The organism is Chryseobacterium sp. MYb264, from assembly GCF_035974275.1.
Classification (GTDB): Bacteria; Bacteroidota; Bacteroidia; order Flavobacteriales; family Weeksellaceae; genus Chryseobacterium.
Window position 1 is genome coordinate 214,783 of record NZ_CP142422.1, and the last position, 14,298, is coordinate 229,080.

Consider the following 14,298-nt stretch of genomic DNA (forward strand, 5'->3'; position numbering starts at 1 on the left):
AAATCGGCTCAATCTGCGAGAGATAAAAAAATTAATAAATTAAAAATATACTATAATGAACAAATCAAAATATCTATTTCCAAAAGACTTTATGGCAGATCCATCGGTTCATGTTTTTGAAGGTAAACTGTACATCTATCCGTCTCATGACCGAGAAAGTGGCATCGAGGAAAACGATAACGGTGACCATTTCGATATGAACGATTATCATGTTTTTTCTTTGGGTGATGTTGAAAACGGAGAAATTACAGATCATGGGGTTGTTCTTTCTGTAAAAGATATTCCGTGGTCGGGAAGGCAGCTTTGGGATTGTGATGTAGCCCATAAAAACGGGAAGTATTATATGTATTTTCCTTTGAAAGATAAAAATGATATTTTCAGAATCGGGGTGGCGGTGAGCGAGAAACCTTACGGGCCTTTTATTCCAGAAAAACATCCGATGATGGGAAGTTACAGCATCGATCCCTGTATTTTCGAGGAAAACGGAAAACATTATATGTACTTTGGCGGAATTTGGGGCGGACAATTACAACGTTACAGAAACAATAAAGCGTTGGAATCAGCGGTTATTCCGGAAAATAATGAATCTGCAATTCCTTCAAAAGTAGTCCTGCTAAGCGATGATATGTTAGAATTTGCTGAGGAGCCAAAAGATGTCCTGATTCTTGATGAAAATGGAACTCCTTTGCTTCATGGCGATGAACACCGGTTTTTTGAAGCTTCTTGGATGCATACCTACAATGGCAAATACTATTTCTCTTATTCCACAGGTGATACCCATCTTTTATGTTATGCGATCGGCGATAATCCTTACGGACCGTTCACTTACCAAGGGGTGATTTTGACTCCGGTCGTGGGATGGACAACCCATCACAGTATTGTTGAATTTAAAGGAAAATGGTATTTATTTTTCCATGATTCTGTTCCAAGTGACGGAAAAACATGGCTTCGAAGTATGAAAGTGGTTGAGCTAGAATATAATGAGGACGGCACTTTCAAAACAATTGAAGGCTTAGATAGAGAATAAGAAAGAGTCCTGAAAGGACGATTTAAAGCAGGATAGGATGAAAATCCTATCAGCCTGTGGAATACATATCAATTAACGTAGAAAAAAATGTTCAAATGCGAAATTTCCGAGTTTATATTCTGATATTTTTATTAATGCCATTCATCATTTTCGCAGAAGATGGAAGCAAGCTTTGGCTTCGATTTCCTAATGTGAAAAATGGAATATCATCAGAAAAAATTATTTCAAAAGGTAAAAATCCGACTCTTGAAATTGCCAAAAAGGAGCTGATGAGTTATTGGCAAGGTCAGACAATTGAATTGCGGACAGATAAATCATTGAAAAATTTAAAAGACGGCTATGTCATCAAGTCGAATTCAGGTAAGATCATTATTTCTGCGGCAAAGGAAAGCGGTCTGCTGTATGGGGTGTATCATATTTTAAGGCTGCAGCAAACGAAATCTGACTTTAGCCATTTAAACATAACCGAAAAACCTTCTTACGATATCCGGATCCTGAATCATTGGGATAATCTGGATGGAACGATTGAAAGAGGCTATGCAGGACATTCTCTGTGGAAGTGGGAAGATTTGCCGAATAAAATTTCGCCGAGATATGAAGAATATGCGCGTGTCAATGCTTCCATCGGAATTAATTCTGTGGTATTAAATAATGTCAATGCTTCGCCGAATATGCTCAGAACAGATTATCTTCAAAAGGTAAAAGTGCTGGCGGATGTATTCAGAGCCTATGGAATTAAAGTCTATTTATCGGTTAATTTTTCATCTCCAAAAGTGATTGGCGGACTCGAAAATTCGGATCCTTTACATAAAAATGTTCAGCAATGGTGGAAGGAGAAAGCTTCGGAAATTTATAATCTTATTCCTGATTTTGGAGGATTTTTGGTTAAAGCCAATTCGGAAGGGCAGCCGGGACCTCAGGATTATGGAAGAACCCATGCAGATGGAGCCAATATGATGGCAGATATATTGAAACCCCATGGCGGAATCGTGATGTGGCGCGCCTTTGTATACAGCCCTAGCAAGGAAGACCGAGCCAAACAGGCACATTTGGAATTTGTTCCTCTGGATGGAAAATTCAGGGATAATGTGATCATCCAGATTAAAAACGGGCCTGTTGATTTTCAGCCTCGTGAAGCATTTAATCCATTGTTTGGAGCTTTGAAAAAGACTTCGGAAATGGTAGAATTTCAGATTACTCAGGAATACTTAGGTTTTTCTAATCATTTGGTGTATCTGGCGCCTTTATTCAAAGAGACTTTGGACAGTGACACGTACTCGGATGGAAAAGGTTCTACCATTGCAAAAATTACGGATGGCACTTTACGACCTGCTCAACTGACTGCCATTTCTGCGGTAGCCAATATTGGTGAAGATACTAACTGGACGGGCCATCATTTTGCACAAGCGAATTGGTATGCCTTTGGGAGGTTAGCGTGGAATCATGAATTGAGCGCTGAAAATATTGCTGATGAATGGATTAAAATGACCTTTACCGATAAAGCAGCATTTGTAAATCCTGTCAAAAAGATCATGCTTTCTTCACGCGAAACGGCGGTTGATTATATGATGCCTTTAGGGTTACACCATATTTTTGCATCGGGACATCATTACGGACCTGAACCTTGGGGAGATTATAAAGGCGGAAGACCCGACTGGTCGCCGGTTTATTATCATCAGGCTAATGCTCAGGGAATTGGTTTTGACCGTACAAAAACCGGAAGTGATGCGGTATCTCAATACTTTTCTCCTTTAAATACAATCTATGGTGATATCGAAACCTGTCCGGAAAATCTTATTTTATGGTTTCATCATGTGCCATGGAATTATAAAATGAAAGATGGAAAAACGCTGTGGGAAGAACTGGCTTTCAAATATGATTCCGGTGTTCAGAATGTCCGTGAGTACCAGAAAGTGTGGGATCAGATGGAAGCGTATGTAGACCCTGAAAGGTTTACTCAAGTTCAGTCAAAATTGAAAATTCAGGCGAAGGATGCTGTATGGTGGAAAGATGCCTGTCTATTATATTTTCAGACGTTTTCAAAGATGCCGATTCCTTATGATATTGAAAGACCTGTTCATGAATTGGAGGACTTGAAAAAGATTAAGTTGGATCTTAAGCATCATAATTAAGTAGCTCTTAGCAATTAACGTTTTGCTATAGGCTTTATAATCATAATTATGAGTTTTTAATAATTGATTAATCAATTATTTCAAAAACTTGATATTTAAATTTTTCACAGTTTTTTAGATTTTACGGTTTATTTTTAAACTCTCGCAGATTTAGCGGATTAAGCGGATTGATTTTGAGGAGAAATAAAAAAATATTGAACTTTCGTGGCTTATTTTTAACGCTATCGAGCGCTAGGTCTATTATTTTATGATGTCGAAAATTTTTCGATCGCAAGGGCGTTCTACTCAGCAAATGATAGCAACGCATGATATGAACTTATAAATTGAACACCAAGGTCTCGAAGATTTTATATTACTAAATGTTTTAAGTTTCACAAAGCCGTTCTACTTATAAAAGCTCACCAAGATGTATCAAAGGCAAAGGCTTATCAAAAAAATTAACGGCATCATCTGCGAAAATCTGGCAATCTGCGGGAAATAAAATTCGTGCATTCGTGGCCACAATATGCAGCCCTCAATTTTATCAAAGATAAAATCCTTGCGTCTTAAAAACATCAGGCATTAAAAATATCTTTGCGGCCTTTGCGATCAACCAACATACAAAGGATTATCTGTAAAAATCTATGTGAAATAAAAAATTCGGGCATTCGTGGCAATATCATAAAAAAAATTAAGGCAACTCATTCTTCGTGATTTAAAGAAAGAAGAGTTGCCTCAATACTAACTGTACGTAAAATTTTAGTTCCGATATAAATACGGAAATATATGAATCTCTTAATTTTAGTTAAGAGTAACTATTTTGTTAAAAACATTCCCCATTTCTTCGACGCTGATGATGTATTTGTCGGCAGTTTTAGGGTTCAGATCAAAACTCATTTCCAACTCGCCTTTTTCCGGAGTCTTTGTTGCGTTGTAATAAGAGTTTCCTGCAAAATCATATATTGAAATCGTAGCCTTGTTTTTCAGATTGGAAAGGTGAAGTTTGGCTACATTTCCTGAAACCGTATATTCCGGTTTATTAATTTCTGAAAAAGGAGTCTTTTCTATTTCCAGCGTATTGTTATTGCTGATTTTTATTTTATATTTTTCAATTTTCTGATCAGATTCTGCTACCAGATAATACGTTCCGGTATTCAGGTCTTTCAGATCATAAGATTTGGCAACATGATTTTCAGTTTCTACTTTTTCAGAAAATAATTCTCCATATGTATCGTTATATACAACCAGGGAAATATTTTTTGCATTAAGTACTTCAAAGTTTACCGTTTTTTCATTTGCCGTTCCGAAAGAAAGAGAAAAATCTTTGTCTTTGCTCATGGCACTTGCTGAGATGCTTAAAAATCCTATAAGGAAAGCTGATTTTACTATTTTATTCATAATGACAATTTTTATTTGTTATTGATACTGCAAATTTAGACCAGCCAATAATGGTAGGCTACAATACAATTTTCATATTTATGTTCTATTTTACCCTAACAGTTGTTTTATTTTGAATTAATTGTTAATTTTGTGCATGAATTTATTTCTTTAGTTATGAAACATTCCAATCCGGCCTTTGAAGCGATAAAACCTAATATCGGAAGCAGTTTCACCAGTCTGAAATTTCTTAAAAATGACAATATAAAATCTCACGTCTGGCATTATCATCCGGAAGTGGAACTTATTTTCGTATGCGGAGGTTCGGGAAAAAGGCAAATCGGGAGTAATATTTCCTATTTTACGGAAGGCGATCTGGTGATGATGGGAAGCAACCTCCCACATTGCGGAATGACGAATGAAAATACCAATAACGATTACGAAATGGTGATCCAGTTCAAACCTGATTTTTTAGGTGAAGGTATTTGGGAACTTCCTGAAATGCACAGAATTGCCAATTTGTTGGAAAAAGCAAAAGCGGGAATTGTTTTCAGTGAAAACATCAAAAAATCTATCGGAAAAAAAATCGTAGAAATGCACGAATCTTCCTCGTTGGACCGACTCGTGAAATTTATTGAAATACTTGATGCATTAGCTACCACACAGGATTATAGAATTCTAAATGCCGGAAAATATTATCTCCAAACGCAGGTGGAAGATAATGACAGGATTAACCTGATCTTTAATTATGTTAAAGACCATTTTAAAGAGCAGATCACACTGGATGAGGTGGCAGATCTGGCGAATATGAAAGTGCCGTCTTTTTGTCGGTATTTCAAAAAGATCACCAATAAAACGTTCACTCAGTTCGTCAATGAATACCGTATCACGCACTCCCTGAAACTCCTTGCTGAAAAGCCTTTGAGCATCACCGAGGTCAGTTTTGAATCCGGGTTTAATAATTTCAGTTATTTCAATAAAACATTTAAGGAATACATGAAGAAAAGCCCTTCGCAGTACAGAAAAGAGTTTAATTTTTTCATTGAATAACTTTTTTAAGCATAAGGCGTAAAGGAACCTATATGGATAGCATAACTAATTCTTTTTTCAGCGGGTATTTTGTTTACGATTTCAAATCCCTTTTTATTGATGCTTTGTGATTTATTCTCCTGGCAGTTAATTAATAAAACTATTAAGAGTAAATAAAATCTATTTTTTCTCATAGGTGTTTTTTGAAGATTACTTTCTGATGATTTCAAAATCTTTAGAACCCTTTGGTTTGTGGATTTTTATACCCCAAGCACTCATCTTTCCTTTATCATTTTTACTCATTAAAGCTGACCATCTTCGATATTTTCCATCAGGTATTTCTAAAGAAACCAATCTACCATAAGCGTATAATACCATTTCAAAATTTTCTAAGGGTAACATATGATCTTTTGCTCTTAATAAATTATCTTTTCTTTCTTGAGACGTATAATATTCTAAATCTTCACCATAGGTAGCAACAATTACTTCTTCATCTTTTTTTAGTCCTAATTTTAGATAATCATCAACTTTTCCTTCATTCAATAAATTTCTCTGTTGTTCGAAAAAAGCAACAACCTCTTTTTTTAATTTATCTTTATCCTTTTTAGATAAATCTTCACTTTCACTCCATCCTTTTAATTTATACGGTAAATCTTTTATGTCTAATTCCCATTCCTGTTCCCAATAAGGAACTTGTGAAGGTGGTGGGATGATTTTAAGTTCACTGCCTCCATAATCGATTTCATTAGTATATCCCAAAGGAACATTTGGATCTTTATTTAATTTTACAAAAAAAACATGCCAGCGACTGTCTTCCCTTGTATAGATATCTCTTGGATCTAGCAACCCTTTTTTAGAAAAAATATCATCTACAGTAGGCAGATATCTTATTTTCAGTTTGTGCTTTCCATTTTCTAAGAGATAAGGATTAAGCTCTGTTGTATTATTCATATTATCCTCATAAAAGAAATCGATCAATATATCATCTAAATAAAGTTCATATGGGGTTAGTGCATTTACATGCACTGCGTAGCTGATTCTTTTTTCAGCGGGTATTTTGTTTACGATTTCAAATGCCTTTTTATTGACACTTTGTGATTTATTCTCCTGACAGTTAATTAATAAAACTAATAAGAGTAAATAAAATCTAATTTTTCTCATTGGTGTTTTTTGAAGATTACTTTCTGATGATTTCAAAATCTTTAGAACCTTTTGGTTTGTGAAGTTTTATTGGCCAATCACTCATTCCTCCTTTATCACTTTTACTCATTAAAGCTGACCATCTTCGATATTTTCCATCAGGTATTTCTAAAGAAACCAATCTACCATCAGCGTATAATACCATTTCAAAATTTTCTAAGGGTAACATATGATCTTTTGCTCTTAATAAGTTATCTTTTCTTTCTTGAGACGTATAATATTCTAAATCTTCACCATAGGTAGCAACAATTATTTCTTCATCTTTTTTTAGTCCTAATTTTAGATAATCATCAACTTTTCCTTCATTCAATAAATTTCTCTGTTGTTCGAAAAAAGCAACAACCTCTTTTTTTAATTGATCTTTATCCATTTTAGATAAATCTTCACTTTCGCTCCATCCTTTTAATTTATAAGGTAAATCTTTTATTTCTAAATCCCACTCTTGTTCCCAGTATGGAACTTGTGAGGGGGGAGGGACAATTTTTAACTCACTGCTTCCATAATCAATTTCATTAGTGTAACCCAAAGGAACATTTGGATCTTTATTTAATTTTACAAAAAAAACATGCCAGCGACTGTCTTCCCTTGTGTAAATATCTCTTGGATCTAATAGTCCTTTCTTAGAAAACATATCTTTTACTGTAGGCAGATATCTTATTTTCAGTTTGTGTTTTCCGTTTTCTAACAGATAAGGATTAAGCTCTGTTGTATTGTTCATATTATCCTCATAAAAAAAATCGATCAATATATCATCTAAATAAAGTTCATAAGGCGTTAAGGCATTTACATGTACTGCGTAACTGATTCTTTTTTCAGCGGGTATTTTGTTTACTATTTCCATTGCTTTTGTGTTTTTCGTTTGTTCTTTTTCTTGACAATTAACTAATGAAGCGAACAGTAATAAATAATATGTAATCTTTCTCATAAGTATTTTTTGAAGATTACTTTCTGATGATTTCAAAATCTTTAGAACCTTTTGGTTTGTGGAGTTTTATACCCCAACCACTCATTCCTCCCTTATCACTTTTACTCATTAAAGCTGACCAGCTTCGATACTTTCCGTCAGAAATTTCTAAAGAAACCAATTTTCCATTTGCGTACAATGACACTTTATACTTTTCTAAGGGCAACATATGATCTTTTGCTCTTAATAAATTATCTTTTCTTTTTTGAGATGTATAGTATTCTAAATCTTCACCATAGGTAGCAACAATTACTTCTTCATCTTTTTTTAGTCCTAATTTTAGATAATCATCAACTTTTCCTTCATTCAATAAATTTCTCTGTTGTTCGAAAAAAGCAACAACCTCTTTTTTTAATTGATCTTTATCCATTTTAGATAAATCTTCACTTTCGCTCCATCCTTTTAATTTATAAGGTAAATCTTTTATTTCTAAATCCCACTCTTGTTCCCAGTATGGAACTTGTGAGGGGGGAGGGACAATTTTTAACTCACTGCTTCCATAATCAATTTCATTAGTGTAACCCAAAGGAACATTTGGATCTTTATTTAATTTTACAAAAAAAAACATGCCAGCGACTGTCTTCCCTTGTGTAAATATCTCTTGGATCAAGCAAGCCTTTCTTAGAGAACATATCTTTTACCGTAGGCAAATATCTTATTTTCAGTTTGTGTTTTCCGTTTTCTAAGAGATAAGGATTAAGCTCTGTTGTATTGTTCATATTATCCTCATAAAAAAAATCGATCAATATATCATCTAAATAAAGTTCATAAGGGGTTAGTGCATTTACATGTACAGCGTAACTAATTCTTTTTTCAGCGGGTATTTTGTTTACGATTTCAAATGCCTTTTTATTGACACTTTGTGATTTATTCTCCTGGCAGTTAATTAATAAAACTAATAAGAGTAAATAAAATCTATTTTTTCTCATAGGTGTTTTTTGAAGATTACTTTCTGATGATTTCAAAATCTTTAGAACCTTTGGGTTTATGGAGTAAAATACGGTAGTAATTTTTTCTACCTTTTGGGGTTATACTCATTAAAGCTGACCAATTTTTTAATTTTCCACTTGGGATTAGCAAAGTAACTAGTTTACCATTAGCAAACAATCTCATTTCATAATTATTAATTGGTTGCATGTTATTGGGACAAAGTTTTGACATAAGCTCTATATTTTCTTGATAATCAATTTTAGATTGTTCAGCAGTTATATATGTACAGATATCCAACTCTTCATTTTTAGTTTTAGTGAGATTAAGATATTCTTCAATTTTATCGGTATTTAGTAAATTTCTTTGCTGTTCGAAAAAAGCAACCACCTCCTTTTTTAATTGATCTTTATCCACTTTAGATAAATCTTCGCTTTCACTCCATCCTTTTAATTTATACGGTAAATCTTTTATGTCTAATTCCCATTCCTGTTCCCAATAAGGAACTTGTGAAGGTGGTGGGATGATTTTAAGTTCACTACCTCCATAATCAATTTCATTAGTATATCCCAAAACAGCATTTGGATCTTTATTTAATTTTACAAAAAATACGTGCCAACGACTGTCTTCTCTTGTGTAAATATCTCTTGGATCTAATAGTCCTTTCTTAGAAAACATATCTTTTACTGTAGGCAGATATCTTATTTTAAGCTTATGTTTTCCATTTTCTAAGAGATAAGGATTAAGCTCTGTTGTATTATTCATATTATCCTCATAAAAAAAATCGATCAATATATCATCTAAATAAAGTTCATAAGGGGTTAGTGCATTTACATGTACAGCGTAACTAATTCTTTTTTCAGCGGGTATTTTGTTTACGATTTCAAATGCCTTTTTATTGACACTTTGTGATTTATTCTCCTGGCAGTTAATTAATAAAACTAATAAGAGTAAATAAAATCTATTTTTTCTCATAGGTGTTTTTTGAAGATTACTTTCTGATGATTTCAAAATCTTTAGAACCCTTTGGTTTGTGTAACTTTATTGACCACTCATTTACTCTTCCTTTTGGAGTTTTACTCATTAAGGCAGACCAACTTTTATATTTTCCATTAGGAATTTCTAACGATACTAACTTGCCATTTGCATATAATTTCATTGTATAATTATCCATCGGCTGCATATTATTAGGACAGAGTTTTGACATTAGCTCTACATTCTCATCATAATCAATTCGAGATTGTTCGGGAGTTGTATAAGTACAAATATCAAGTTCTTCATCTTGCTTACTACTTAATTTTAGAAATTCATTAATACTTCCATTATTTAATAAATTTCTTTGTTTTTCATAATAGGCAACAACCTCTTTTTTTAATTGATCTTTATCCATTTTAGATAAATCTTCGCTTTCACTCCAACCTTTTAGCTTATAGGGCAAATCTTTTATATCAAGTTCCCATTCCTGTTCCCAATAAGGAACTTGTGAAGGGGGAGGGATAATTTTTAACTCACTGCTTCCATAATCAATTTCATTAGTGTAACCCAAAGGTACATTAGGATCTTTATTCAGTTTAACAAAAAACACATGCCAGCGACTGTCTTCCCTTGTGTAAATATCTCTTGGATCAAGCAACCCTTTCTTAGAAAACATATCTTTTACTGTAGGCAGATATCTTATTTTCAGTTTGTGTTTTCCGTTTTCTAAGAGATAAGGATTAAGCTCTGTTGTATTGTTCATATTATCCTCATAAAAAAAATCGATCAATATATCATCTAAATAAAGTTCATAAGGGGTTAGTGCATTTACATGTACAGCGTAACTAATTCTTTTTTCAGCGGGTATTTTGTTTACGATTTCAAATGCCTTTTTATTGACACTTTGTGATTTATTCTCCTGGCAGTTAATTAATAAAACTAATAAGAGTAAATAAAATCTATTTTTTCTCATAGGTGTTTTTTGAAGATTAATTTATACAAGTTCATATACTCATTAATTTTTCCATCATTAATTAAATTATGAACAGTTTTATATTTTTCTACTATTTCTTCTAAAAGAATATATTTGATCTTCCTGAGATAAATTTTTTACATTGGCAAGAGTATTTAGCTCAAAAGGTACCTCTGCTTCAAATGTTCAAGTATATACTAAGGAATCCGTAGGTCGATTAATTGCAGGAAATGAACACCTCATAACCTTATGAACAGGAGCTGGCTCACCATTATCTGTATAAACAATATCGATATAATAATTTTTAACTTCATCAGGTGGGATTTTTCCCGATAAAGGTTTTAAAATCAGTGATATTGATTGTTTTCCGTATTTTTCGATGAATGGATTTAGATATTCTAGCCCATTAGAAACTCCCATACTTTTATTTCTTTTGAGAGAAAGACCGTTAAATATAATTTCAAAATCACCTTTGAAATTGAAATCAGCATAATAGGTTTTCTTCATCCCTGATTTATACTTATACTTTTCAAATCGTAATGTTTCTGTTTTGTTTTGTGCACAAGTAGATAAAAACATTACACTTAAGCCTATGAAAATTATCTGTTTAATCATTTTTCTAATTGAGTAAATGAACAGTTGTATCTGAAAATTTCAAACTTATCTGAACCTATTGGTTTATGTAAAATAATATAATTTATATTCATTGTGTGATTTGGAATATCCTCAGATGAAAGTATACCAAGACCTTGCATTTTTCCTGTTTTATATTCTAACGCGACAGCTCTACCATTACCCATAATCTTAATGTTAAAGTTTGTAATTGGATTCATTGTTCCTTTATGAGAATCAAAATGTTTCTCAAGATTATTTTTATATTCTGCTTGTTCATTCTCAGGCATATATTCGGTTTTAAAAATGACTTTTATTGGCTTTTCCATTTCATTTATAAAGGCTTTTCCATTTCCACTATTTAATAATGTTCTAAGTTGTTCATATTTTGCGAGAACTTCTTTTTGAAATTTTTCTTTATCAATTTTCGTTAGATCTTGAGAATTATCTAAATTATTTATGCCGTCTACCGCTTGTGCATCAAAATTCCATTCTTGCTCAACATAAGATCTTGTATCATTTAATATTGAAAAATTAATTTCTTTTATAATTGATATATTGTCGAAATTTTCATTTTCAAGTAATGAGATAAAAGTTTTACCTTTTAAATTTTCAATATCTTTATCTGATAGATGTTTTTTTTCCAGTTCTGCTGGAGCAGATAATTGAATGCGTATTTTTTGACTTCCTGATGAGAAAATGTAAGGATTAATTTCATACGGACCAGGTACACCATTACCTTTATTGGAATTACCAACTAATATGTCATTTACATATATTTCATAATTTAGATTTCCAAATTTGTGATTTAAGTAATACTCTTTGCTTGTAGATTTCATATTCTTGTTTTTTTTAATTTCATCATTTTTTTTATTATAACAACCTGTTAGTATTAAAAAAATTAAAAGACCTATATAAATAATTGTTTTCATAATAATTAAATTAAGTTTAAATTTATTTTATTTCAAATTTTCCTTTTAATACATCTATTGTTGCATCAATTTTTGGTATAATTTGTAATGGTTCTGGCTGCTTTTTTTCAATTCCCGCATTAAAAATTACCTTTAATGTAAATCCACTAAAGTAAAAATCTGAATCCCAGTTATCTTCTTCACCAAAGTTTTTTCCAATACTTAAAGTCACAAAGGATTTACCTTCTACACTTAATCCAAATTTTGCTGCTTTTTTTTTGTCCTCTTCATTTGAATATTGTGCTTCAAAACTTCTTCTATTTTTCTTTTTAACATAAATTTCTAAACTAATACTTGCTACAAAATCTCCTTCCAAAATGCCCTGTAAGGCTATATCTCCCTCATACTTCTTATCAGCAAAATTATAAGTGATATTGGCCGGCTTTGTTTCTCCATCCTTAGTACCTGTTCCTACTAGATTTATTTGAGCAGATAACTGAAAATAAAGATCATATTTCAATTCTACATCACCTCCGCTTATTACATTAGTAAGCCACGAGGCTATATTCAAGGCATCTATAATTGCTCCCCATGGTTTAAATTTACTTCCTAAAGCAAGAATATCAATTCTCACCTCTGCACCAATCAAAGGATCTGCAATTAGCCTTCCATCTAATTCGTAAGTAATAGTTCCATTTTTTGAACTTGCATATCCTATTCCGAGGCCTACTCCTAAACTCGGAGACTTCAGCTCAAAACTCCAAGGATATTTATTTAATCTTTCTAAAAAACCTCTGCTTGTTGATGGTGCTATCCTCTGATTATTTCGCTCAGTACGCGCCTCTGTAACTCCAAGTGCTCCGTCTAAAAAATTAATTACACGAAAAAAAGGCGATAACATCTGTCTGTATTTCTCGGCAAAATCTTTTCCAATATTGATTACATCATCTTGTCCGCTTACTTCACATTCTACTGAAAGTCCAAAGCTTGTCAGTCTTCCGGTATTTCGTTGTAGCATATTGGTGATATTGCTGTCGATAATTTCACCTCTTCTTGTACTGTTAGCTGTAACGATGGGGCGTTCATTTCCATCCGCATCACGAATAGTACCTTCATTATAACCGCTGTAGTAAGTTTCTAATGCCGTTGAAGCTTTGTAATAAATAGGAGTATCAATATTATAATTAAAGTTAAGCACCCATTTCATATCCGGAAATACTCGGATTTTTGCCATTTGATTGGGATATCTGCAGGTCGTCACAGGGACAAAATACGTCTGTTCCAATGGTTCACTTTTTACCCAACTTAGCAAATATCGTACGACCCAAAGGTTTTTAATATTGTCATTAAGAATACCTCCGGAAAGATAATTTTGTTCTTTTAAAAGATAACGTGCTATTTCGTTACTGTACGATTTATTATAATTATATTTTAAATTTAGGGTAATACTGTCCGAAGCTTCGTCAATTGTATAGTCAGCCGGGGTCAGTTTTTGTACTTGCGCCACTGTTACGGTTTCATATTTTTTTATTCCTAATTTTAGGTAATCATCAACTTTTCCTTCATTCAATAAATTTCTTTGTTGTTCAAAAAAGGTAACCACCTCTTTTTTTAATTGATCTTTATCCATTTTAGATAAATCTTCGCTTTCACTCCAACCTTTTAGCTTATAGGGCAAATCTTTTATATCAAGTTCCCATTCCTGTTCCCAATAAGGAACTTGTGAAGGGGGAGGGATAATTTTTAACTCACTGCTTCCATAATCAATTTCATTAGTGTAACCCAAAGGTACATTAGGATCTTTATTCAGTTTAACAAAAAACACATGCCAGCGACTGTCTTCCCTTGTGTAAATATCTCTTGGATCAAGCAACCCTTTCTTAGAAAACATATCTTTTAATGTAGGCAGATATCTTATTTTCAGTTTGTGTTTTCCGTTTTCTAACAGATAAGGATTAAGCTCTGTTGTATTGTTCATATTATCCTCATAAAAGTAATCGATCAATATATCATCCAGATATAATTCATAAGGCGTTAAGGCATTTACATGCACTGCGTAAGTAACTCTCTTTTCGGCGGGTATGTTGCTGACTATTCCAAATGCTTTTTTATTGATAATTTGTGATTTATTCTCCTGGTAGTTAATTAGTAAAACTATTAAGAGTAAATAAAATCTATTTTTTCTCATAGGT

The 14,298-nt window shown here is 32.7% G+C and carries 13 protein-coding genes; 3 read left to right on the top strand and 10 right to left on the bottom strand.

Annotated elements, in window-relative coordinates; genetic code table 11:
* The first annotated feature begins 55 nt into the window (after positions 1–55).
* Entirely contained in the window at positions 56–1,027 is a 972-nt protein-coding gene (locus tag VUJ46_RS00900) for a glycoside hydrolase family 43 protein (RefSeq protein ID WP_326983137.1), read from the top strand.
* Between the two features lie 95 nt (positions 1,028–1,122).
* Entirely contained in the window at positions 1,123–3,159 is a 2,037-nt protein-coding gene (locus VUJ46_RS00905; protein ID WP_326983138.1) for an alpha-glucuronidase, read from the top strand.
* A 780-nt stretch (positions 3,160–3,939) separates the two neighbouring features.
* On the opposite strand, the gene VUJ46_RS00910 is transcribed toward VUJ46_RS00905, so the two are convergent.
* The gene (locus tag VUJ46_RS00910; protein ID WP_326983139.1) at positions 3,940–4,536 is read right to left on the bottom strand and encodes a hypothetical protein; all 597 of its coding nucleotides are present in this window, start codon (positions 4,534–4,536) and stop codon (positions 3,940–3,942) included.
* 156 nt (positions 4,537–4,692) lie between these two features.
* On the opposite strand from VUJ46_RS00910, the gene VUJ46_RS00915 reads away from it, so the two are divergent.
* The gene (locus VUJ46_RS00915) at positions 4,693–5,565 is read left to right on the top strand and encodes an AraC family transcriptional regulator (protein WP_326983140.1); all 873 of its coding nucleotides are present in this window, start codon (positions 4,693–4,695) and stop codon (positions 5,563–5,565) included.
* A gap of 189 nt (positions 5,566–5,754) precedes the next feature.
* On the opposite strand, the gene VUJ46_RS00920 is transcribed toward VUJ46_RS00915, so the two are convergent.
* The 9 genes from VUJ46_RS00920 to VUJ46_RS00960 form a co-directional block, all read right to left on the bottom strand.
* Positions 5,755–6,705: a hypothetical protein gene (locus VUJ46_RS00920; RefSeq protein WP_326983141.1), complete on the bottom strand. Its 951-nt coding sequence runs from the start codon at positions 6,703–6,705 to the stop codon at positions 5,755–5,757.
* A gap of 16 nt (positions 6,706–6,721) precedes the next feature.
* Complete coding sequence (locus VUJ46_RS00925) at positions 6,722–7,669, bottom strand: hypothetical protein (protein WP_326983142.1); 948 nt, start codon at positions 7,667–7,669, stop codon at positions 6,722–6,724.
* Between the two features lie 16 nt (positions 7,670–7,685).
* Positions 7,686–8,276, bottom strand: coding sequence for a hypothetical protein (locus VUJ46_RS00930; RefSeq protein ID WP_326983143.1), 591 nt, complete (start codon positions 8,274–8,276; stop codon positions 7,686–7,688).
* Positions 8,251–8,637 carry a hypothetical protein gene (locus VUJ46_RS00935; RefSeq protein ID WP_326983144.1) on the bottom strand — a complete coding sequence of 129 codons (387 nt, stop codon included), beginning with the start codon at positions 8,635–8,637 and terminating at the stop codon, positions 8,251–8,253. The genes VUJ46_RS00930 and VUJ46_RS00935 overlap by 26 nt, the downstream gene beginning before the upstream one ends.
* 16 nt (positions 8,638–8,653) lie before the next feature.
* Positions 8,654–9,610: a hypothetical protein gene (locus VUJ46_RS00940; protein ID WP_326983145.1), complete on the bottom strand. Its 957-nt coding sequence runs from the start codon at positions 9,608–9,610 to the stop codon at positions 8,654–8,656.
* Positions 9,611–9,626: 16 nt separating this feature from the next.
* Positions 9,627–10,583 carry a hypothetical protein gene (locus VUJ46_RS00945; RefSeq protein ID WP_326983146.1) on the bottom strand — a complete coding sequence of 319 codons (957 nt, stop codon included), beginning with the start codon at positions 10,581–10,583 and terminating at the stop codon, positions 9,627–9,629.
* A gap of 186 nt (positions 10,584–10,769) precedes the next feature.
* Positions 10,770–11,198: a hypothetical protein gene (locus tag VUJ46_RS00950; protein WP_326983147.1), complete on the bottom strand. Its 429-nt coding sequence runs from the start codon at positions 11,196–11,198 to the stop codon at positions 10,770–10,772.
* Positions 11,195–12,127 (bottom strand): hypothetical protein, encoded by a 933-nt coding sequence (locus tag VUJ46_RS00955; RefSeq protein WP_326983148.1) that lies wholly within the window; start codon positions 12,125–12,127, stop codon positions 11,195–11,197. Before VUJ46_RS00955 ends, VUJ46_RS00950 begins: the two co-directional genes overlap by 4 nt.
* A 22-nt stretch (positions 12,128–12,149) precedes the next feature.
* The gene (locus VUJ46_RS00960) at positions 12,150–14,294 is read right to left on the bottom strand and encodes a hypothetical protein (RefSeq protein WP_326983149.1); all 2,145 of its coding nucleotides are present in this window, start codon (positions 14,292–14,294) and stop codon (positions 12,150–12,152) included.
* Positions 14,295–14,298: the final 4 nt, after the last annotated feature.

Bases quoted from the DNA above. Each gene is read 5' to 3' on its own strand.
- VUJ46_RS00900 (WP_326983137.1), top strand. From the start codon at position 56: ATGAACAAATCAAAATATCTATTTCCAAAAGACTTTATGGCAGATCCA.
- VUJ46_RS00905 (WP_326983138.1), top strand. From the start codon at position 1,123: ATGCGAAATTTCCGAGTTTATATTCTGATATTTTTATTAATGCCATTC.
- VUJ46_RS00910 (WP_326983139.1), bottom strand. From the start codon at position 4,536: ATGAATAAAATAGTAAAATCAGCTTTCCTTATAGGATTTTTAAGCATC.
- VUJ46_RS00915 (WP_326983140.1), top strand. From the start codon at position 4,693: ATGAAACATTCCAATCCGGCCTTTGAAGCGATAAAACCTAATATCGGA.
- VUJ46_RS00920 (WP_326983141.1), bottom strand. From the start codon at position 6,705: ATGAGAAAAATTAGATTTTATTTACTCTTATTAGTTTTATTAATTAAC.
- VUJ46_RS00925 (WP_326983142.1), bottom strand. From the start codon at position 7,669: ATGAGAAAGATTACATATTATTTATTACTGTTCGCTTCATTAGTTAAT.
- VUJ46_RS00930 (WP_326983143.1), bottom strand. From the start codon at position 8,276: ATGTTTTTTTTTGTAAAATTAAATAAAGATCCAAATGTTCCTTTGGGT.
- VUJ46_RS00935 (WP_326983144.1), bottom strand. From the start codon at position 8,637: ATGAGAAAAAATAGATTTTATTTACTCTTATTAGTTTTATTAATTAAC.
- VUJ46_RS00940 (WP_326983145.1), bottom strand. From the start codon at position 9,610: ATGAGAAAAAATAGATTTTATTTACTCTTATTAGTTTTATTAATTAAC.
- VUJ46_RS00945 (WP_326983146.1), bottom strand. From the start codon at position 10,583: ATGAGAAAAAATAGATTTTATTTACTCTTATTAGTTTTATTAATTAAC.
- VUJ46_RS00950 (WP_326983147.1), bottom strand. From the start codon at position 11,198: ATGATTAAACAGATAATTTTCATAGGCTTAAGTGTAATGTTTTTATCT.
- VUJ46_RS00955 (WP_326983148.1), bottom strand. From the start codon at position 12,127: ATGAAAACAATTATTTATATAGGTCTTTTAATTTTTTTAATACTAACA.
- VUJ46_RS00960 (WP_326983149.1), bottom strand. From the start codon at position 14,294: ATGAGAAAAAATAGATTTTATTTACTCTTAATAGTTTTACTAATTAAC.